Source organism: Sphingomonas sp. 8AM (genome assembly GCF_902506455.1).
Classification (GTDB): Bacteria; Pseudomonadota; Alphaproteobacteria; order Sphingomonadales; family Sphingomonadaceae; genus Sphingomonas.
In genome coordinates, this window is sequence record NZ_LR733844.1 from 2,935,666 (window position 1) to 2,957,550 (window position 21,885).

Here is a 21,885-nt window from a genome sequence, read left to right on the forward strand (position 1 = left end):
GATAGATCATCTTGTGACCTATAATGGTGATCCTGGACCCGGTACAGCTTGTTGCTTAGAATATCCGTCTTCTACAGATGCGGGACGACGCCTTGGGAATGACGTTCATCATGAAGTATCGTTTTCTGAAATCTTGCACTATTACAGCGTTTTGCTTGCTCGCCGGCGAGGCCCTTGGCGCCTCCCACCCGGCGCATCGTTCCACGACTGGCGGCGCTTCGGCCTCGCCGCGTTCGATCCCGACGGCCAGGAAAGGCGTCGGTGCGACGGACGAGGCGTCGGCGCTCGTCGAGAAGACGAAGCTGAACTTCGACAAGTTCACGCTGCCCAACGGACTGACGGTCATCGTCTATCCCGATCACTCGGTCCCGAAGGTGCTGGTCTCGCTGACCTACCGGGTCGGGTCGAAGGATGAACCCGAGGGTAAGTCGGGCTTCGCGCATCTCTTCGAACACATGATGTTTCAGGAGACCGAGAATCGTAAGGGCGAGTATTTCAAGCCGCTGATCGAAAACGGCGCGATCGACATCAACGGCAACACGACCACCGACCGCACGCGCTATTTCGAAACCGTCCCCACTCGCGAACTCGATCTCGCCTTGTGGATGGAGAGCGACCGGATGCAGTATCTGCCCGGTGCGATCGACGCCAAGGCGCTGGATAACCAGCGTGCGGTGGTGAAGAACGAGAAACGCCAGCGCTCGACGCCGGAGAGCGAGGCGCGTGACACGGCCTATACCGCGGCCTTCTACCCGAAAGGACACCCCTACGACCATCCCGTGATCGGCTCGATGCACGATCTCGACAATGCCAGCGTCGAGGATGTGCGCAGCTGGTTCGACAGCTATTATGGCGCGTCGAACGCGATCCTGCTGCTCGCCGGCGATGTCGATCCGGCCACGGCACGCGAGAAGGTCGCGCGCTACTTCAAGGACGTTCGTCCTGGCAGCCGCACGCAGCAGATCACCCGCTGGATCCCGACGATCGAGGAAACGAAGCGGCTGCGTCTGTTCAGCAAGAACTCGAACGTGACGATCAGCCGGTCATGGCCGGTGCCGACCGAGGAAGATCGCGACGGCGTCTTCCTGCAAAGCTTCGCCGCCGCGATCGCGGGAGACCCGCAATTGCCGCTGAACCAGGCGCTGGTCGAGAACAAGGGGCCGGCGCTCTGGGTCACCGCCGGCTATAGCGATGCGGCGGTCAACGGCGTCTTCAGTATCAATGCGGAAGTGCGCCCCGGCGTCGACCCGGCGGAGGTCGAGCGGCGGATCGACGCAGTGCTGGCCAGGCTGTTCGAGCAAGGCCCCGACGCGGCGGTGCTACGCCGTAACCTGCACGCGCGTGACAAGGGCTGGCTTTCGATGCTGGAGGATCCCGAGTCCGTCGGCGGGATGCTGGAATCCGGCCAATTGTCGGCGGGCGACCCCTATCTCTACAAGTTGATGCGGCGGTGGGAGCGAGAGGTCACGCCGGCATCGCTGGCGGCGGTTGCGCGTAAATGGCTGGGCCGGCCGTATGTGGATGTCCGCACCGATCCGGAGGCCAAGACCAGCCCGGCGGAAACCGGATCGGTCGATCGCAAGACCCCGCCCCCGGCGCCGCCGATCGCGGCCGACAGCGCGCCCAAATTTCCGCCGATCGAGCGCGCCACGCTTGCCAATGGCACCAAGCTGGTGGTCGTGCGCCGACCGCAATTCCCGCTGGTCTCGGTCGGGTTCGAGTTCGAGACCGGACGCTTCCTCCAGCGTCCCTATGCCGATTATCTCCCCGGCTTCACCTTCGGCAGCCTGTTCGACGGTAGCAAGCGCTACCCGAACGAGGTCATCAAAACGCGGATGAACGAGCTTGCGGTCTATCCGGGGGTCGGCTCCGATCATCGGCGCAGCACGGTCAGTTTCTCGTCGGACAGCGCCGGGCTGGCCGATGCCGTCGACTTCATCGCCGAGGTGCTGCGCGAACCGACCTTCCCGCAGAAGAAGATCGACGAATATATCGAGCAGGTCGACGCCAGCTTCGACAGCTACGAGAAGAACCCCGCCGGCTCGCAGGGCCAGTTGTTCAACGTCGCACTCTGGGGGAAGGATCATCCGTTCGCCCGGATCGAAACGCGCGCGCAGGCGAAACACAAGTCGCGCGACGAGATGCTGCAATTCTACAATAACGAGATCGCGCCGGCGAACATGACCGCCTATTTCGTCGGCGACATCACGCTGGACAAGGCGCGGGCGTTGGTCGAGCACAGTTTTGCTGCCTGGCACCAGGGGATCAGGCCGTCACCGACCGCCGACACGCCACCGGCCAGGCCGACGGGCGTGCGCGTGGTGCTGATCGACGTGCCCGGCGCGCGGCAATCGCGGATCCACGCCGGGCGGCTGATCGAGCCATGGGAGCAGCGGCGCGCGATGATCGAGCAGCTCGCCAACGGTGTGCTCGGGGGCAGCTTCACCAGCCGCATCAACCTCAATCTTCGCGAGGACAAGGGATGGAGCTATGGCGTTCATTCCAGCCTCGGCCCGTCGCTGCACTCGCCGCGCACCTTCTACGTCAGCGGCTCGGTCCAGACCGATCGTACCGCGGCGTCGATCCAGGAGATCATCAAGGAGTTGCAGGCATTCCGCTCGGCCCGCCCGATCACGCAGACCGAGCTGGACGAGCAGAAGACGACGACGCTCAATCGCCTCGAAAGCGCGCTGAATTCCAACACGGCCTATCTGACGTTCATGCTGGACGCCGACAATCGCGGCATCCCGCTGGACTATGCGACCGCCTTGCCGGCCATGGTGCGCAGCATCTCGCTCGATGAGACACGGCAGGTGGTGCAGCAGGCGTTCAGGCCCGACGACTTCGTCTGGTCGATCGCGGGCGATCTGCGCAAGATCGAGGCCGATGTCCGCGCACTGAACCTCGGGCCGGTCGAGGTGCAGGACGTCTACGGCAACCGAATCCGCTAGAAGCGAAGGGCTGCTCCGGTCGCCACGACCGAGCAGCCGTTCGTATCAGCCGATGATCGGTAGCCAGCGGCCACATCGGGCGAGATGATCGCCCGACCGGCGCTGACGGACGACCGGCCGACGACCGACGCGCGCGCTCAGATCACGCCGGCCTTCATCTGCTTGACCGCGTGATCGGCGGCCCGCGCGGTCATCGCCATGAAGGTAAGCGAGGGGTTCACACACGACACCGACGCCATCTGCGCACCGTCGGTGACGAACAGATTCGCCGCGTCATGCGCCTGATTCCAGCCGTTGAGGACCGAGGTGTTCGGGTCACGCCCCATCCGCGCCCCGCCCATCTCGTGGATCGCCTCGCCGGGCACGTGCTTCCCACGCGCACCCTTGACGTTGGTCAGCCCGGCGCGGCGCAGCATCAGCTGCCCCTGCTCCAGCGCGTCGTCCATCATCCTGATCTCGTTGTCGCGGAACGTCACGTCGAAGCGAAGCAGCGGCGTGCCGAAGCGATCGGTCTTGTTGAAGTTCAGCATGACGCGATTGTCGTCATAGGGCAGACATTCGCCGAACGCGCCCATCGAGAACCGCCACGGTCCGTATTCACGCATCCCGTGCTTCATGTCGGCGCCGAAGCCCTCGACCATCGCCGGCTGGCGGAACGCCTGCCCCTGATAGCCATAGCCGCGCCGGAACGGCAGTTCCTCGGACACGAGGTTGCGGAAGCGGGGCACATACACCCCGCCCGGCCGGCGCCCGTATTCGATCAGGTCGGTCATGCCGGGGATGTCGCCGGAGACGCCGACGCGGAAGATATGGTCCATCACCGCGCTGCCCAGCGCGCCGTTCGAGTGGAACCAGCTGCGTTCGCTGTTGGCCGGCCGCGAGTTGAGCAGCACGTGGAGCGAGCTCATCGCCGAGGCACACAGGAACACCATCCGCGCCTGCACCACCTCGGCCCGGCCGGTCTTGGCATCGACCATCCGCACGCCGGTAACGCGCTTCTTCGCCGGATCATATTCGAGGTTGGTCACCCAGGTGTCGGACCGCAGCGTCAGTCGCCCGGTCGCGCGCGCTGCCGGCAAGGTCACTGCCTGGGTCGAGAAATAGGCGCCGAAGCTACACCCATGGCTGCATTGCGAGCGCTTCTGGCAGCGGGTGCGATTCTGCTCCGGCTTGTCCTCGGTGATGTTGCTTAGCCGTGCGTTGATGAGCTTGCGGCCGGGAAACTCGCCTTCCAGCCGGCCCTTCAGCCACTTCTCGGCAACGTTCATCTCGAACGGCGGCATGAACTCGCTGTCGGGAAGATAGTCGAGCCCCTCCTTGCCCCCCGACACGCCGATGTACTTCTCGACATAGCTGTACCACGGCACGACGTCCTCATAGCGGATCGGCCAGTCGACCCCGACGCCCTCGCGCTTGTTCGCCTCATAGTCGGCCGGTGCCCATCGGAAGCTCCACCGTCCCCAGGTCAGCGACTTACCGCCGACCACCGAGGGACGCACCCAGTTGAACTTGTTGGGCGCGTCGTAATCATACGGGTTGAGCCGGTCGTTGATGAAGAACGGCTGCGTGCTGGGCGATACCCAGCCGTTAAGCGCGAAATAGTCGCGCTTGGCGAGCGCCGCCGGCATCTTGTCACGCGCCGGAATTTCGTAGGCGGGCTTGCCGTCGAACGGATAATCCTCGCCGTGTTCGACCATCCGGCCACGATCGACCATCAGGACACGCAGCCCCTTCTCGGTAAGCTCCTTCGCCGCCCAGCCGCCGCTGATGCCGGAGCCGATGACGATTGCGTCGAAACGATCTGTAGCTGCCATGATCTGATATGCCCGCCAGAAGGAGGTTCGGGAGAAAGTGCGGCCACCGATGGCGGCCGGGCCGGTCAGGCCGAGAAGATGCGCTTGACCTTCGCATAGGGGTAAGCGCCGTCGTAATTGCCGGGGACCGGCAGATACTCGCGTTCCTGCGTGATCCCGACCTCGGACGTGTAATAACCGGTGAGCACCAGCTGCTTGAACGCCGGGAAGAACGCAGTCGCGCCCGGCAGCTTGTCGTTCATCGCCAGCGTGAGCAGCGCATCCTGCTGCGCGGCGGTCGCCTTCACAGCGGCGACGCGGTAATCGGCAATGCTCCGCGCGTCGATCGCGGCGAGGCCGCCGAAAATCGTCGCGCGCTCGTCGTCGATCGCCCAGTCACCGAGCATATGCTCGATATACTCAGGCACGCCGGCGGTGATCGCGCCCGGCGTGTCGGTGGTCGGCATGACCCGTTCGCTGAGCGCGGCGACCAGCGCGCGCTGGGCGGCGGTGAACACCGGCGCGGGCGGCCCGGTGTTGATAACGGGGTTCGGCTGATAGGCGACCGCACGCGCGAGCGGCGCGAACGCGCTTGCGCCGAACGCCGCCACCATGGCGGCCAGCGTCTCGCGACGACCGATCATCGCGACGCCTCGCGTCCACGACCTGCGTGAGCCTGGCCCATATCTCTCCCCACCCGCAATTTTTGTTAGCGCAATCTTTCACGCCACGCCGACACAGTCAATGCAGCGAAGGTCTGAGCCAGATCAGGATCGCCCGCCGCCGTTAACCTTATCTCAGCAAGCATTTGTCATTGACCAGCTACACCCGGCGCGCCGAAGCTTGCTACATCACTCCATGCCGGTCGATCGCGACCGGATGGCACTCGATCCGGGAAGGAGGTTCTTGATGACGGCACGCGGCCTATCGGCATGGTTCGGACTGGGATCCAGCCTCCTGGCCATTCTCGTCTCGGTCGAGCGACCGCATTGGTTCGGGCTGGCGGCCAGCGCCCCTGCCAGGGACGCGACCACGGCGGCGGCGGCTCCCGATCCGCGCACCGCCCCGTGGCTCATCAAGCGCGACGTCGCCCGGGCGCGCTGACGCGGCCGGTCGTCACCCGGCTGCGCGCTGCTGGGCGGCGCGTTCGGTCAGTGTCTTGAGCGTTTCGTCAAAACGCCCCTCCCGCTCCGCCTGCCGCAGGAACTGGACCTCGTCGACGAGGATCTCGTGAGGGGTCGGCTGCTGCAGGAACTGCGCGGCGACGGCATCGGCGAAGGCCGCCAGCGGCATATAGCCCGGCCGGTGCGCCTGTCCCGGCGTCAGGTCGGTCTGCACCCCCGGCGGCGCCAGCTCGATGACCTCGACCTTGCCTTGCAGCTGCGTGCGCAGCGATACGGTATAGGAGTGGATCGCCGCCTTGCTCGCCGAATAGGTCGGCGCGACGACCAGCGGAACATAGGCGAGTCCCGAAGTGACGGTGACGACGACGGCGTCGGGCTGCGTCACCAGATGATCGATCAGCGCGTTGGTCAGCCGGATCGGTCCGAGGACGTTGATTTCCACCGTCGCCTCGGCATCGCCCAGGTCCCGCCGCCCGCTCAGATCCTCGTACTTCATGATCCCCGCGTTGTTGAACAGCACGTTCAGCGCCGGAAAATCGGCAACGATCGCCGCGGCGAACGCCGCCACGTCCGTCGCGTCCTCGACGTCGAGCGTGCGGATGTGGATGCGCTCGCGTCCGGCGGCGGCCTTTTCGAGCGCCTCACGCCGCCGACCGGCGATGATCACCGTGTCACCACGATCGTGGAAGCGATGCGCGAGCGCCTCGCCGATCCCGCTGCCGCCGCCCGTCATCAGGATCGTGTTGCCGCTCGTCTTCATCGCTGATCGCTCCGCCTGTGCCGGGGTGCGAAAAGCATCCGGGCCGCGCTGCACAACGTGATGAACCCGCGACGGGTTTCGGCGCGACATGCGACTGGTCGTGCCGGGCGCTCCGGTCGCCGGGCGCAGCGGAGCAGGACAATGGTTGTGCACCTTCCTTGATGGGGATCATCAAGCTAGGTGGCTCGTTATCCGCCCGTCTTTGCATCCGGGACTCATGACCGACCATCTCGCGACCACCGCCGATCATCTTCCGCCGGCGCTTGGCTTTCTGGCCGGCGGTGGTGCGGCGACGCAGCTGATCCTCGCCCGCCAGTGGCACGATCATCCGCTCGGCCCGCCGGAAGGCTGGCCACCCCCGTTCAAGACGGCGCTCAGCCTGATGCTCAACTCGCCCGAATCGATGATCCTGTGCTGGGATCCCGACGAGCTGTTCTTCTTCTTCAACGAAACCTATTTTCCGTTGCTCGGCCCGCGGCTCGACCGGGCGATGGGCACGCCGATGCGCGAGGTCTGGGCCGACGCCTGGGAGCAGGCGCGGCCGATCGTCGATGACGCGTTCGCGGGGCGCAGCCGGCGGTTCGTCGACCTGCCATGGAAGCTCGCCACCGATCGCGGCGCCGCGGAGACATGGTGGAGCTTCTCCTATTCGCGCGTGCTCGACGCCCACGGCGGCAAGGCAGGCCTGTTCATCTTCACCAACGAAACGACGCAGCGCGTGCTCGCCGACCGCGCTCTCACCGAAAGTCGCGCCGAGTTGGTGACGCTCAACGCCGATCTCGCGCGACAGGTGGCGCAGCGTACCGCCGAGCGCGACCGGATGTGGAACGCCTCGCCCGACCTGATGGTGGTGGTCGCGCCCGACGGCCGCTATCTGGCGGTCAACCCGGCGTGGACCGAGATCCTCGGTTACCGCGCCGACGAGCTGATCGGGATCGACGCGCTCGCGCTTGTTCACCCCGACGATCTGCCCGCGGCGGTCGAGGCGCTGGCGGCGGCGCAGACCGGGACGATGCCGACCTTCGAAACGCGCTTTCGGCACCAGGACGGAAGCTATCGGTGGCTGCAATGGGTCGCCGCCCCCGGCGAGACCGAGGTGTTCGCGGTCGGCCGCCACATCACCGACGCCAAGGAGGCCTCGGAACAGCTGAAGCGCACCAGCGAGCAGCTGAGCCAGGCGCAGAAGATGGAGGCGATCGGGCAGCTGACCGGCGGGGTCGCGCATGACTTCAACAACCTGCTCACGATCATCCGTGGCTCGGTCGAGCTGCTGCGCCGGCCCGACCTGCCGCCCGAAAAGCGCGACCGGTATGTCGAGGCGATCAGCGAGACCGCGACGCGTGCCGCCAGGCTGACCGGCCAGTTGCTCGCCTTCGCGCGCCGGCAGGCGCTGACCCCCGAGTTGATCGACATCGGCGTGGCGGTCGGCGAAATCGGCGAGATGGTGCAGACGCTGATCGGCACGCGTGTCGCGCTTCATGTCGACGCGCCGGCAACGCCGTGCTTCGCCGAGGTCGACCGCAGCCAGTTCGAAACCGCGCTGGTCAATCTGGCGATCAACGCCCGTGATGCGATGGACGGTCAGGGCACGCTGCGCATCGCGGTCGCGCCGGTTGCCGAGATCCCGTCGCTGCGCGGGCACCACGGGATCAATGGCGACTTCCTGTCGGTGGCAGTGACCGACGACGGCGCGGGGATCGCGGCCGAGGCGCTGCCGCATATCTTCGAGCCGTTTTTCACCACCAAGGAGGTCGGCAAGGGTACCGGGCTGGGGCTGAGCCAGGTGATCGGCTTCGCTAAGCAATCCGGCGGCGACATCAGCGTTACCAGCGAGGCGGGCCATGGCACCACCTTCACCCTGTACCTGCCGCGCGTCAGCCAGGGCCGCGCCGCCGAGGAGCCGATCGCCGACGATGGCCCCGCGGATGGCCAGGGCGCCTGCGTGCTGCTGGTCGAGGACAATGAGGAGGTCGGCCGCTTCGCCACCACCGCGCTCGACGAGCTCGGCTATCGCAGCGTGCTGGCGACCAACGCGCAGGATGCGCTGGCGATGCTCGAGACCGATGCCGCACGCTTCGACATCGTGTTTTCCGACGTGGTGATGCCCGGGATGAACGGCGTCGAATGCGCGACCCGCATCCGCCAGAACCATCCCGCGCTGCCGATCGTGCTGACCAGCGGCTATGCCCATGTGCTCGCGGAGAACTGGCAGCACGGGTTCGAGCTGCTTCACAAGCCGTATTCGATCGAGCAATTGTCACGCGTTCTTCGCCGCGCGGTGGTGCGCAGCGCGCGCTGGAACGGGCGGGGGCGGCGCGACTGAAGGAACCCTTGGCGTCACCTCGCGTCTCGCTCCTCAGCGAAGGAGACGGCGTGGGCGAAACGAAGACAAAGAGCTGGCGCGATAACATCGTGCTGTTCGGCGCACTGGCCGCCAACCTTGGGATCGCGGTCGCCAAGTTCATCGCAGCGGCGATTACCGGATCGTCGTCGATGCTGACCGAGGGCGTCCATTCGGTGGTCGACAGCGGCAATCAGGTGTTGCTGCTGTACGGCCAGCGCCGCGCGCGCCGCCCTGCCGATGCCGCGCATCCGTTCGGTTATGGCCGCGAGCTGTATTTCTGGGCGTTCGTGGTCGCGATCCTGATCTTCGCGATCGGCGCCGGTGTGTCGATCTACGAGGGATATCTCCACATCATCGAGCCCGAACCGCTCGCCGATCCGCTCGTCAACTACATCGTGCTCGGCATCGCTGCGCTGATGGAGGGAGCATCCTGGACGATCGCGATGCGCGAGTTCAACCAGACCCGCGGCGAGCTGGGCTGGTGGCAGGCGATTCACGAGTCGAAGGACCCGGCCGGGTTCATGGTGCTGTTCGAGGACAGCGCCGCGCTCATCGGACTCGTCGTGGCGGCGATCGGTGTGTGGTGCAGCCATTATTTCAATGATCCGCGGCTGGACGGCGTCGCCTCGGTCGTGATCGGCGTGCTGCTCGCCGCGGTGGCGGTGCTGCTGGCGCGCGAGGCGAAGGGGCTGCTGATCGGCGAGCGTGCCGATCCGGCGGTGATCGCCCGCGCGCGCGCGATCGTCGCGGCGCATCCGGAGATCGTCGCGGTCAACCATGTCCGCACGGTGCATACCGCGCCGGAGATGGTGTTCGCGGCGATCAGCGCCGACTTCGCCGACGATCTGTCGATGGGTGCTGCCGAGACGCTGATCGAGACGATCGAGACCGAACTGCGCACCGCGCTGCCGCAGCTGAAGTCGATCTACATCAGACCCGAGAAAAGCACGGACGCGATCACGTTCTGACCCCGGATCACGCGCCGTTCCGCGCCGCCGTGAACAGTCGCGCGAACGCCGGCGCGTCGATCGCGCCGACCGCGAGCAGCGATCCGGCGAGATAGCCCGGCGTGCCCGGCAATGCGATCGACGCCGCCTCCGCAGCGTGACGCCGGAGGCGCATATCGATCCGCCCGCCCTCTCGCGCCAGATCGGCCCGCAGGCGCGACCAGTCGCCCCCCGCCGCCGCGACCGCCGCGTGCAACTGCCGGTCATCGAGGAGCCCCGGCGCGGTCATCAGCCGGCGGTGCACCGCGGGATAGATGCCTTGCGAGACGCTGGCGAGCGCAACGCGCGCCGCCCGGATCGAGGATGCGCCGAAGATCGGCCAGTCCTTGAACAGCAGCCGCACGTCTCCGTCGTCAGCGACCGCCTCGGTCAGCGCCGGGAAGCCATGCCGGCACGCCGGACAGCGATAGTCGCTGAACACCGCGAGCCGCAGCGTGGCGGTCGCCGGGCCGATCGCGGGCGCGTCCGGATCGTCGAGGATCGTCGCCACCGCGCCCGACGCGCGCACGTCGCGCCCGACCGGTGCGGTGCGTGACAACACCCTGCCGACCGCCCAGCCAGCCGCTCCCGCCGCGCCGAGCGTCAGCAGCGCGCGGCGGTCGACACGACGGCGATCGGGGCGGGCACGCTCCATATGCGCAAGGGTCGCGCAAGCAGCGGCGACAGGCAAGTCCCGCGCTGTTCCTCGTCGGCCCGAACTTGATCCGGAGCTCCGCTTCCTCTTGTCGACCCCGACCATTGTGACGTGAGATCGGACATACCGCTCGTGATTGCGAGCGTAGCGAAGCAATCCAGAGCGTTCTGGTCCGGCTCTGGATTGCTTCGCTGTACTCGCAATGGCGGATCGAATTGATGTCATCACGCTCCAAATCCGCTCGGCATTCAAATTCCAATGGCAGATCGGCCTGTTTGTCGGTCGACCGCCACCCTGGTTTTTCGCCCTGGACATGATCCGGAGCACCGCTTTTCTTGTCAATTTAGAACGGATCGACATTCAAGAAGGGGTGGATAACGCGGAGGCGCGGAGGACACGGAGATGTATCGTGTGGGGCACACGGTCAGTCCAGATCGTGAAGAATGAGCGCCGGATGCGGCGAGCGCAACATCTCTGCGTCTCCCCGCCTCCGCGTGAAAAGCCCGTTCAGCCACGCCTTCCCACGAGGCTGCATCTCGATCGTTCATGGCAAGAAGAAGCGCGCTCCCGGATCAAGCACTTCCGGGAAGGTGGAAGCGGCGGGTGCTCGCTGAATGTCGATCGCGCCTAACCGTCGTAGCGCGCCGCCAGCGCACGGAGCTGCGGCATGGCTGGCACCCGCCCCGCCCCCTCATCCACCCAGCACACGAACGCGCCGATCCGCTTTCCCACCTTCTGCGCGTGATGCGCATGGATGTCGCTCAACAGATGGTCGAGATACGGATTGGCGAAGCGCTCGATCGTGGTGGCCGCATAACGTTTCGCTTCTTCCTCCAGCCCGCGCGTTGCGAAGCCGGGGATGACCTCCTGCGCCAGCACGTCGTCCAGCGCCGCCCCGGTGACCGGATCGGACAGCGCTTCTCGCACCGTCGCGCCCGCTCTTGCCCCCGCCGCCTCCCAGCGCTCCGCCAGCCAGCTGTGCCCGAGATTGAGGATGTGCAGCTTGAGCCGCTCGAACGGCGCCAGATCGTCGGTCAGCACGATCGCGGGATGCGTGAACGGCAGCGTCAGGCCTGGCTGCCGCTCGATCGCCCATAAGGCATAAGGCTCGGCCACCGCACCCGCGGGTTCGAGCGGCGCGCTGACGATCCGGTCGACCAGGGTGTTGGCCCAGCGACATTCCTCGCTAAGCCACGCCATGAACGCTGGCTCGTGCCCCTGCGCCGCCGCGATCACCGCGGTGCGCAGCGCATCCCCGTTGCGCGACACCAGCTCGCACGGCAGCAGCGTCAGCCCCGCCCCGCCCCGCCCGCCTGCCAGCGCGCATATAGTCCCGTCAGCAGGATCGTGACGAACGATCCGCCCTGAAAGCCGATATCGCCGGTGTTCGAGACGATATGCGTCGCGGGTCGGATCAGCAGCGCGCGCAGTGCGTCGGCATCGGCGTGCGCCTGCAAGCCCCCCGTGACGCTGCGCACCCGCACCTCTCGCTCGACCGCCACGCCATCCTCCAGCCCCCGCACGATCACCGGAAAGCCGGCCGGGTCGGCGAACGCCGCCAGCCGGCGCGCGCGGACCGGATCGTCGGTGGTCTGGACGATCGTGATCCCCGGGACGGGCTGTCCGGCGTCGCGCGCCTCGGAGGCGAACAGGTCGACATGCGCCTGCAGGAAACGGCTGGTACCGAACTGGACGATCATCGCGGGTCCACCCCGTAGAAGGCAAGCGCATGGCCGCCGAAGATGCCGTCGGCCGCCGCGGGGCAGTGGCGCGCAACATAGCTGGCGATGACGTCATGCACGGTGCCGTAATCGGCGGCGAGCAGGCACACCGGCCAGTCCGAGCCCCACATCAGCCGCTCCGGACCGAACGATGCGAAGACATGGTCGAGGTAGCGCTCCAGATCGTCCGCGGTCCAGCGCGCATGATCGGCCTCGGTGACCAGCCCCGACACCTTGCACATCACCCCCGGACACGCCGCCACCGCCGCCACGCGTTCCGCCCAAGGTTGCCATCCGCCCGCCGCGATCGCCGGCTTGGCGGCATGGTCGAGCACGAAGCGCCCTGCCCCGACCCGGTCGAGGAACGCCGGCACCGTCGCGAGCTGCCGATGATCGACCAGCAGATCGTAGCGCAGCCCCTGCGCGGCAACCGCCCGCACCCCGCGCACGAATGCGTCGCCGAGCAGGAAATCGGCGTCCGGCTCGTCCTGCACGACGTGGCGGTAGCCGACCAGCAACGGCGCAGCGTCCGCCAGCAGCCGCTCGACGATATCGGGGGCACGCAGATCGATCCAGCCAACCACGCCGCAAATCGCCGCACAACCCGCCCCCGCATCGAGCAGCATCCGCGTTTCGTCGGGCACCTGCCGCGCCTGCACCGCGATTGTGCCTGCTATTTTGCGCGTCGCCAGCGCACCGGCGAGCGCATCGATGTCATAATCGCGCGCAATCGCGCTCGCGGGATCGATCCAGCCGAACGCCGCCGGATCGTACCGCCACAGATGATGATGCGCGTCGATGCGCGGCGTCTGGGTCATCGCTTGTCCTTCAGGCCGCGGGATGATGCCCCAGCGTCAATGAGATGCGGGCCGCCGCCGCCTGGAGCAGCCCGTCGACCGCATCCAGCTTTACGCGCTGCGACCCGTCGATCAGTTCGAGGTACGGCACCGTCAGCGCCCCGACGATCTCGCCGCTAAACGCGAACACCGGATAGCTGACGTCGGTAACGCCTTGAGTCACAGGGCTTTGTCGCCGGTCGAAGCCTTGTTGGCGCACGATTTTCAGGCGTTCCTCCAGCCAGTCCATGTCGACCGGCTTGCCCTGCGCCGCGGCTGCCTGCGCGACGATCCGCTTCACGCGCTGCGCCGAGGAGAAGGCGAGCAGCACCTGCCCCGAACAACTGCGGATCATGTCGATCGCCGCGCCCAGCCGCAGCGAAAAACCCCGCATTCCAGGATTTTCCTCGCGTGCGATCACCAATCCAAAGGCACCGTTGGGCACGACGAAATGACAGGATTGCTCGGTCTCGGCGGCGAGCTGCTGCATCTCGGGCGTCGCTGCGCGGGTCAAATTCTGTGCCGGCGTGGCGCGATAGGCGAGATCGAGGATCTTGTACGACACGGTATAGCGGTCGTTGACGGGCGAGCGTTGCAGATAGCCGATCTGCTCCATCACCACGACGATCCGGAACAGCTCGCCCACCGAGCGGCCGAGCGCCGCCGCCATGTCGGTGACCAGCGCGCCCTGCGGATAGGCGGAGAGCAGGTCAAGGATTTCGAACGCCTTTTCCAGCGCCGGCGCGGCATAGGTGGTCTGTTTCGGCTTGGTCTCGCCATCCGGGTCCGCCTGCTTGCGTGTGCGCGCCATTGCCGTCACGCTCGCGCACGGAAGCGGACCGCATAGGTCAGCACCACAAGGAAGCAGGCCGCCGGCACCAGCATCGCCGCGGCGATCCCGGCGCGATCCGAGACGAAGCCGATCACCCCGGTCAGCACCGCGCCGCCGATAATCGCCATGATGATGAGCGACGAGCCGAGCCGCCGCAGTGGCCCGAGTGTCTCCACCCCGAGCGCGAAGATCGTCGGAAACTGGATCGACATGAAGAAACTGGTCGCCACCAAGGCATAGAGCCCTACCGTCCCGCCGACCAGCGCCGCCGTGCCCGCGAGCAGCGCGGACACGCCCGCGAAGATCGCCAGCAACCGCGCCGGCGCGATCCACGTCATCAGCGTCGTGCCGACGAACCGCCCGCCCGCGAACAGCAGCAGCGAGACGAACAGCATGTCAGCGCCCTGCCGCTCGTTCCAGCCGAGCGCGCCCTGCGCATAGCGGATCGTATAGCTCCACAGCCCAACCTGCGCCCCGACATAGAAGAATTGCGCGATCACTGCACCGATCAGCCGCGGATGGCGCAGCAGCTCGGCGAAGCGCTGCGTCTTCACCGCTTCCGGCACATTGCGCACTGCGGTGTTGCGCGGGAAGGCGGTCAGCGCGGCGGCGCAGGCGAACAGCAGCACGATCGCCGCGATCGCCAGATACGGGGTCGCGACCGCCTGCACCTCGTTGCGGTAAAAGGCAGCACGCGCGGCGGCGTTCATGCCGGCCAGCGTTGCCTCGTCATGCTCGATCCCCGACAGGATGAAGTTGCGCCCGATCAGGATGCCGGTGATCGCGCCGAACGGATTGGCTGCCTGCGCCCAGTTGAGCCGCCGCGTCGCGGTCGCGGGATCACCCAGCTCGGTCATCAGCGGATTGGCGGATGTCTCGAGGAACGCCAGCCCGGCGGCGATCACGAACAGGGCGAACAGGAAAAGCTGGTAGGCGCTGATCGCCGCCGCCGGATAGAAGAGCAGCGCGCCGAGACCATAGAGCAGCAGGCCGGTGATGATCGCCGCCTTGTACCCAAAACGTCGCAGCACGATCGACGCCGGGATCGCGAACACGAAATAACCGAGGTAGAACACCTGCTGCACGAAGCTGGTGCCGAAGTCCGACAGCGTGAAGGCCTTCTTGAACTGCGCGATCAGGATATCGTTGAGATTGTTCGCCATCCCCCACAGGAAGAACAGCGAGGTGGTGATGACGAGCGCCGGCACCCAACGCGCTGCCCCGCCCGGCGCCTGCGCGCTTTCCGCGCGGGGATGATCCTCCAGCGGAGGGGAGCCTTGCCACGCCATTGCCGTCATCCTCTTTTTCTTCGCCGAGCCGGGTCGTCGCGCCCGCGCTTCCTCAGAACGTCACGATTGCCTTCAGAACATGGTCCGCCTCGGCGATCAACCGCGGCATGCGCTCGGGCAAGTCGTCGGCGTCGACGCTGTGCGTGTGGAGCGCGTCGGTCGGAATGTCGCCGCTGCGGATCGCGGCGAGCACGCGCGCGAAGTCGCTCGACAGCGCGTTGCGGCTGGCGATCAACGTCGTTTCACGGCGGTGGAATTCGGGATCGGCGAAGATCAGATCGTCGGGTACGACGCTGACCAGCACATAGCTGCCGCCATTCGCGACATAGCTCAACCCGGCGCGCATCGCATGGATGTTGCCGGTCGCGTCGAACACACAGTCGAAGAAATCGCCGTCGGTGCGCACCGTCAGCGCGTCGCGGACCGTGTCGTCGACCGTCACAACCTCCTCGAACCCCAACCGGGTGCGCGCATAGTCGAGCCGCGATGCGCGCGTGTCGATGATCGTCACCTGGGCGCCGTCGAGCCGTGCGAACAGCGACACCGCGATCCCGATCGGCCCCGCGCCGGCGACCAGCACGCGATCGCCGGCCGACAGCCCCGCGCGCGCCACCGCATGCGCGCCGATCGCGAGAAACTCAACCATCGCCGCCTGTTCGAGCGTCAGGTCGTCGGCGGGGATCACCGCGCATTCGGGGACCGCAATCACGTCCTGCATGCCGCCGTCGGTATGGACGCCGAGCACCGCAATCCGCGCGCAGCAATTGGGCTTGCCCTTGCGGCACGCGACGCAGGTGCCGCACGCCAGATACGGGTTGATCGTAATCCGCTGCCCGACGCGCAGCGCCGATCCCTCCGGCACCGCCGCGATCTCGCCGGCCAGTTCGTGCCCCATCACGCGCGGATAGGAGAGAAACGGCTGATTACCCGCAAAGATGTGGTAATCGGTGCCGCACAGCCCGACGCGGCGCATCCGCACGAGGACCTCGCCTGATGCAGCGGTCGGCTCGGCACGCTCGACCCGTTCGAGCGCAAACGGCTCACGGCACAATATGGCGCGCATGGCTGGGATCCCCTCCTGTGTCTCGCTTTCATATATGAGACCTGATTGACCAGTGAGCAACCCACCGGCTGATGTAATCCACATTAGTGGCAGAGTAACTTTCATTAACGCATTGGATTTTCACTCTTCCATCACTGTGGAACTTGCGTCACTATCGCCGGCAGAGAACGAATTTCATATAAGCAAACGGAGATGGGGATGGCGGCCGATCTGACCCGACGCGGGGTGCTGGGTGCCGGCGCGGCCGCGCTCTCTGCCGGGGGTCTGGCTAGCCTGCCGCTCCGCGCGCAGCCGGTCGCGCCCGACGATGCGCATCGCCTCTGGTTCGACTCGCCCGCCACCCGCTGGGTCGAGGGATTGCCGATCGGCAACGGCCGGCTCGGCGCGATGGTACGCGGCGGCACCGAGCGCGAGATCGTCTCGCTCAACGAGGATACGCTCTGGTCGGGCTTCCCCGCCGCGAACGCGAACGCGGGGTCGGAGGCCGCGCTGCCGGGGGTGCGTGCGGCGGCGTTGGCCGGCGACTATCATGCCGCCGATGATCGCGCGAAGCGGATGCAGGGGCCGTATTCGAACAGCTACGCCCCGCTCGGCGATCTGACGATCGCGATGACTGGCGGCAATGCGGTCGCCGACTACCAGCGCGAGTTGGACCTCGATCAGGCACTCGTCGGTATTTCCTATCGTCGCGGCGCGACCCGGCACCGGCGCGAGATGTTCGTCTCGCATCCCGCGCAGTTGGTGGTGATCCATCTGATCGCCGAGGGCGGAACGATCGACGCCGAACTGTCGCTGTCGACCTTGTTGCGCGGCACCGTCACCGCCGCGGGTAACCGGCTGGTGCTCCACGGCAAGGCCCCCGCCTATGCCGCGCCCAATTACCAGAGGGTCGCCGACCCGATCCGCTATGACGATGCTGTCGGCAAGGGGATGATGTTTGCCGCGGTTGCCGAGATCGCGGTCGATGGCGGTAGTGCTACGCCGACCGGCGACAAGATCGTCGTTCGCGGCGCGCGCGGGGTCGAGATCCGCATCGCCGCCGCGACCGGTTTCCGCCGCTTCGATCAGGCCCCCGACCTGCCGATCGCCGCGATCAAGGCCAAGGCAGTCGCCGTGCTGACGGCCGAGCGCGGGCGCAGCTACGCCGCCTTGCGCGCTGCGCACATCGCCGACCATCAGTCGCTTTACCGCCGCGCCGAGTTGAAGCTGTCCGGCCCGACCGGCACCACCGCGCAGCGCCGCGCCGGCAACGAACGCGCCAGCGATCCCGGCCTCGCCGCGCTGCTCTTCCATTTTGGCCGCTACCTGCTGATCGCCAGCTCGCGCGCGGGGTCGCAGCCCGCCAACCTGCAAGGCATCTGGAACGCCGAGGTGCGCCCGCCGTGGAGCAGCAACCACACCACCAACATCAATACCGAAATGAACTACTGGCCGGCGGAAGTCGCCAACCTCGCCGATTGCCACACCGCCCTGTTCGACTGGCTCGACCGTGTCGCGGTGCGCGGGCGGGCGGTGGCCAGCGGCTATTACGGGATGCCCGGCTGGTGCCTGCACCATAACAGCGATGTCTGGGCAATGGCCAACCCGGTCGGCGAAGGCGAGGCCACCCCAGTGTGGGCGAATTGGCCGATGGGCGGGCCGTGGCTGATGCAGCATCTGTGGCAGCATTATACGTTCAGCGGCGACCTTGCCTTCCTGCGCACGCGCGCCTGGCCGCTGATGCGCGGCGCCGCCGAATTCTGCGCCGCGTGGCTGGTCGCCGATCCGGCGAGCAACCGGCTGACCACCGCGCCGTCGATCTCGCCCGAGAACGAATTCCTCGCGCCCGACGGCAAGAAGGCGTCGATCAGCGCCGGCTGCACGATGGACCTCGCGCTGATCCGCGAATTATTCACCAATTGCATCGCCGCCGCCGCGCTGCTGAAGACCGATGCTGCCTTCGCTGCGAAGCTGCGCGGGCTGATCGAGCAACTGGAGCCCTATCGCATCGGCAGCCACGGCGAGTTGCTCGAATGGTCGCGCGAGTTCGCGGAGAACGAGCCCGGCCACCGCCATATATCGCACCTTTATCCACTCTACCCCGGCGACGAATTCACCCCGCGTCGTACCCCGAAATGGGCGCAGGCGGTCGCGACATCGATGCAGCGCCGCGAGGATAATGGCGGCGCGCAGACCGGCTGGAGCCGCGCCTGGGCGACCTGCATCTGGGCGCGGATGGGCGACGCCGCGCGCTCCGGGCGTTCGATCGACGCATTCTTCAGATCGAGCACGCTCGACAATCTGTTCGACACGCATCCGTCCGAAAAGGGCCCGATCTTTCAGATCGACGGCAATTTCGGGATCACCGCCGCGATCGCCGAGATGCTGGTGCAGAGCCATGACGAGGCGATTGCCCTGCTCCCCGCGCTGCCCCCGGCATGGCGCGACGGCAGCGTCCGCGGGCTCCGTGCGCGCGGCGGGGTGACCGTCGACCAGCGCTGGAGCGGCGGCGGGCTTGATGCCGCCACGTTGCTCTTCTCACGCGACGGCGAGGTGCTGGTGCGGCTGCCTGCCGGGCGACGGGTACGCGCAGCGCGCAACGGGCAAACCGCAGTGTCACTGCGCAGCGAGGCGGCCGGACTGCGGCTGCGCGCACGCGCCGGGGACCGGATCATTCTGCAAATCGGCGCCGGCTGAGCGCGGCGATCATCACCGCCGACTGCGCACCACAGGCGCAGCGGCCGACAAGGGAGAGGAAGAAATGTCCAAGCGTCTTTTCGCGGGGGCAGCGTCGCTGCTCGCGCTCACAATCGCCACCGGCTCGGTGGCGCAGACCGCCGCCCCGGCCGCCTCCGATCAGCCGGTTGCGGCCGGCAGCGAGGGCGAGGATATCGTCGTCACCGGCATCCGCCGCAGCCTCGCCGACGCCACTGCGCTGAAGCGCAACAACATCGGCATCGTCGATGCGATCTCGTCCGAGGATATCGGGCGCTTCCCCGACCAGAACCTCGCCGAATCATTGCAACGCGTCACCGGCGTACAGATCACCCGCAACAAGGGCGAGGGCAGCCGCGTCGCGTTGCGCGGGCTCGGCCCGAACTTTACCCAGACGCAATATAACGGCCGCCAGATCGCGACGCCCGGCGGCGGGCGCAGCTTCTCGTTCACGTCGCTGTCGTCGGACTTCGTCAGCGCGGTCGAGGTCATCAAGTCGCCGAGCGCGGAGCAGGTCGAGGGCGGCCTCGCGGGGAGCGTCAACGTCCGGGTCGCACGTCCGCTCGACGCCGGGCGCGACGTGGTCGCGATCACCGCCGAGGGGATCTACGAAGAGAATCCGAACCGCGTGACCCCGCACGCCTCGCTGTTCGTCAACAAGGTCATCAACGATCGCTTCGGCGCCAGCTTCGGCTTCAATTACGAGAAGCGGCGGGTGCTGTCGGCGGGCTATCTCGGCTACGGTGCGGAGAATGGCGTCGAGGCGCGGCGCAACCCGCCACTTGACTATAATCTCGATGGCGACTTCGCCGACCAGTATCGCTTCATCCACACCACCAACCTCGTTGCGCAGGACGGCAAGTTCGAGCGTGCGACGATGATCGGCGGGTTGCAGTTCAAGCCGACCGACACGCTCAATTTATACGCCGACGGCTTCTTCTCGGACTTCAAGGATTATTCGATCTACAACGAACATCAGGTTCGTTTCACCAACATCCAGGGCGCGAACGCCGGGGTCGTCGGCAGCACAGTGGCGGGCGATTACCTCACCGCGCTCGACGCGAACGGCGTCGACCACCGCGCCGACACCCGCCCGATCGACACGCACGACCAATTGTTCAGCGGCGCGGTCGGCGGCATCTGGACGGTCGACCGGCTGAAGGTGTCGACCGAATTCACTTTCTCCAAGGCGCGCCGCACCTCGACCAATTACGGCTTCGCGATCAACTCGCGCGCGCGCGTCGGCTATGACACCGGCGGCAACCTCGGGCGTGAGCCGACCGTCACCTTCAACCGCGGCTACGATCCGCTCGATCCGTCGAGCTACAATCTGCTCGCGGTCGGCGGCACCTATCGTGCGCCGAGCATCGACCGCAATTACGACGGCCGCCTCGACATCGCGCGCGACCTCGACCTCGCGGACGCATCGCTGGTGCTCAAGGCCGGTGCGATGTTCGCCAATCGCAAGAGCGAGTTCAGCTCGCGCACCTTCAACCTGACCTCGCAGCAATTCGCCACCGCGCTGGGACAGGCCTATAACCAGACCATAGAGGGCGGCAGCACGTCGGCGGCGCCGATCCTGTCGCAGGTCGATTATTCGAAGTTCGTCCAGTCGTCGCTCGGCACCTATCTCGCGCCGAGCCTCGACGCCTTCTTCGATCGCCTGCCGCTCTCGGAGATGCTGGCGCTCGCCCCGCCGCAGGCGCAGCTCGCCAACGACTTTCAGGTCACCGAGCGTTCCTATGCCGCTTACGGGCAGGTCGACATCCGCGCGCTCGACGAACGGTTCAACGGCAACATCGGGCTGCGCTACGTCCGCACCGACCAGACTTCGGACGGCAATGCGGCGGACCTGTCGACGCTGCTCGTGCGGCGCGGCGGGATCATCACCGTCGTGCAGGGCACCACGCCGGTGTCGATCGACAACAGCTATGCCGAATGGCTGCCAAGCGCGAATCTGTCCTATGACCTCACCCCGCAGCTGAAGGTGCGCGGCGCGGTCGCGCGGACGCTGACGCGCCCCGACATCGGGCTGCTCTCCCCGACGCTCAGCGTCGATGCGAACACCAGCACGATCAGCGCGCGCAACCCGAACCTGCGGCCTTATGTGTCGAACCAGATCGACCTGTCGCTCGAATATTATTTCGCGGGCTCGGGGCTGCTGTCGGCGGCGGTGTTCTACAAGGACGTGAAGAATTTCATCGTCAACACCGCGACCTCGGTAACCCAGACCGTCCAGCTGGAGGAAGGCGGCAGCCGCGAGCAGGTGTTCCTGCTGCGTCAGCCTCGCAATGGCGCGAGCAGCAAGATCAAGGGCTTCGAGCTGGGAGCGCAGGTGCCGTTCACCTTCTTGCCCGGCGCGCTGGACGGGTTCGGAATGCTCGGCAACTTCACCTATCTCGATCTCGGCGACGTGGTGGTGACGCAGGGCGAGCCGGCGATCCCGATCTCGGGGGCGTCGACGCGCAGCTACAATATCGCGGGCTATTACGAGAAGGCAGGCTTCGGCATCCGCGCCTCGTACAATTACCGTAACGGCTTCGTGAACGATCCGATCAGCACTTTCGGCGACGGCGACTATCAGCGGTCCTATGGTCAACTCGACATTTCGGCGAGCTATGACATCAACCGCATGATCACGCTCAACGCGGATGTCACCAACGCGACCAACGCGAAGATCTACAACGACACCGCGGTCGGCCTGCTGCGCGGCGTGGTCGATAACGGCCGCCGCGTAACCGCAGGCGTACGCGTGCGGTTCTGACGCGCAACAGCCGAACTGGATTGCTCGTCATTGCGAGCGTAGCGAAGCAATCCAGGGCGTCCTGATCCGGCCC

Annotated in this window: 16 protein-coding genes; 6 read left to right on the forward strand and 10 right to left on the reverse strand. The window is 66.6% G+C overall.

Translation table 11 applies throughout. The features are described 5' to 3' along the window. The first annotated feature begins 155 nt into the window (after positions 1–155). Complete coding sequence (locus BACI71_RS13850; protein ID WP_159759558.1) at positions 156–2,951, forward strand: M16 family metallopeptidase; 2,796 nt, start codon at positions 156–158, stop codon at positions 2,949–2,951. 137 nt (positions 2,952–3,088) lie between these two features. Here the strand turns inward: BACI71_RS13850 and BACI71_RS13855 are convergent, their stop codons facing one another. Together BACI71_RS13855 and BACI71_RS13860 are read right to left on the reverse strand one after the other, a co-directional pair. After that, positions 3,089–4,765 carry a GMC oxidoreductase gene (locus BACI71_RS13855; protein ID WP_159759560.1) on the reverse strand — a complete coding sequence of 559 codons (1,677 nt, stop codon included), beginning with the start codon at positions 4,763–4,765 and terminating at the stop codon, positions 3,089–3,091. A 65-nt stretch (positions 4,766–4,830) separates the two neighbouring features. Next, positions 4,831–5,388, reverse strand: coding sequence for a gluconate 2-dehydrogenase subunit 3 family protein (locus BACI71_RS13860; protein ID WP_159759562.1), 558 nt, complete (start codon positions 5,386–5,388; stop codon positions 4,831–4,833). Between the two features lie 265 nt (positions 5,389–5,653). Here BACI71_RS13860 and BACI71_RS13865 point away from each other — a divergent pair, with 265 nt between their 5' ends. Then, positions 5,654–5,848: a hypothetical protein gene (locus BACI71_RS13865; protein ID WP_159759564.1), complete on the forward strand. Its 195-nt coding sequence runs from the start codon at positions 5,654–5,656 to the stop codon at positions 5,846–5,848. 12 nt (positions 5,849–5,860) lie between these two features. Here the strand turns inward: BACI71_RS13865 and BACI71_RS13870 are convergent, their stop codons facing one another. Then, positions 5,861–6,628, reverse strand: coding sequence for an SDR family oxidoreductase (locus BACI71_RS13870; protein WP_159759566.1), 768 nt, complete (start codon positions 6,626–6,628; stop codon positions 5,861–5,863). A gap of 217 nt (positions 6,629–6,845) precedes the next feature. On the opposite strand from BACI71_RS13870, the gene BACI71_RS13875 reads away from it, so the two are divergent. After that, positions 6,846–8,951: a hybrid sensor histidine kinase/response regulator gene (locus BACI71_RS13875; protein WP_159759568.1), complete on the forward strand. Its 2,106-nt coding sequence runs from the start codon at positions 6,846–6,848 to the stop codon at positions 8,949–8,951. 50 nt (positions 8,952–9,001) lie between these two features. After that, positions 9,002–9,940, forward strand: coding sequence for a cation diffusion facilitator family transporter (locus tag BACI71_RS13880; RefSeq protein WP_159759570.1), 939 nt, complete (start codon positions 9,002–9,004; stop codon positions 9,938–9,940). Between the two features lie 7 nt (positions 9,941–9,947). Here BACI71_RS13880 and BACI71_RS13885 read toward each other — a convergent pair whose 3' ends face one another. The 7 genes from BACI71_RS13885 to BACI71_RS13915 all read right to left on the reverse strand — a co-directional run bounded on the left by BACI71_RS13885 (position 9,948) and on the right by BACI71_RS13915 (position 16,354). After that, positions 9,948–10,613 carry a DsbA family protein gene (locus BACI71_RS13885; protein WP_159759572.1) on the reverse strand — a complete coding sequence of 222 codons (666 nt, stop codon included), beginning with the start codon at positions 10,611–10,613 and terminating at the stop codon, positions 9,948–9,950. 627 nt (positions 10,614–11,240) lie between these two features. Beyond that, positions 11,241–11,882: a hypothetical protein gene (locus BACI71_RS13890; protein ID WP_201297379.1), complete on the reverse strand. Its 642-nt coding sequence runs from the start codon at positions 11,880–11,882 to the stop codon at positions 11,241–11,243. Between the two features lie 20 nt (positions 11,883–11,902). Further along, positions 11,903–12,313: a hypothetical protein gene (locus BACI71_RS13895; RefSeq protein WP_201297380.1), complete on the reverse strand. Its 411-nt coding sequence runs from the start codon at positions 12,311–12,313 to the stop codon at positions 11,903–11,905. After that, on the reverse strand, positions 12,310–13,152 hold the full coding sequence (locus BACI71_RS13900) for an amidohydrolase family protein (protein WP_159759574.1): 843 nt from the start codon (positions 13,150–13,152) through the stop codon (positions 12,310–12,312). Before BACI71_RS13900 ends, BACI71_RS13895 begins: the two co-directional genes overlap by 4 nt. Positions 13,153–13,162: 10 nt before the next feature. Next, positions 13,163–13,981, reverse strand: coding sequence for an IclR family transcriptional regulator (locus BACI71_RS13905; protein WP_159759576.1), 819 nt, complete (start codon positions 13,979–13,981; stop codon positions 13,163–13,165). A gap of 5 nt (positions 13,982–13,986) precedes the next feature. Further along, a complete protein-coding gene (gene fucP / locus BACI71_RS13910; RefSeq protein ID WP_236552988.1) occupies positions 13,987–15,300 on the reverse strand; it encodes an L-fucose:H+ symporter permease in 1,314 nt (437 codons plus the stop codon). A 43-nt stretch (positions 15,301–15,343) separates the two neighbouring features. After that, entirely contained in the window at positions 15,344–16,354 is a 1,011-nt protein-coding gene (locus BACI71_RS13915; RefSeq protein WP_159759578.1) for a zinc-binding alcohol dehydrogenase family protein, read from the reverse strand. Positions 16,355–16,552: 198 nt separating this feature from the next. Here BACI71_RS13915 and BACI71_RS13920 point away from each other — a divergent pair, with 198 nt between their 5' ends. Together BACI71_RS13920 and BACI71_RS13925 are read left to right on the forward strand one after the other, a co-directional pair. Continuing rightward, positions 16,553–19,030 carry a glycoside hydrolase family 95 protein gene (locus tag BACI71_RS13920; protein WP_159759580.1) on the forward strand — a complete coding sequence of 826 codons (2,478 nt, stop codon included), beginning with the start codon at positions 16,553–16,555 and terminating at the stop codon, positions 19,028–19,030. 64 nt (positions 19,031–19,094) lie between these two features. Beyond that, the gene (locus BACI71_RS13925) at positions 19,095–21,812 is read left to right on the forward strand and encodes a TonB-dependent receptor (RefSeq protein WP_159759582.1); all 2,718 of its coding nucleotides are present in this window, start codon (positions 19,095–19,097) and stop codon (positions 21,810–21,812) included. The last annotated feature ends 73 nt before the right edge of the window (positions 21,813–21,885 follow it).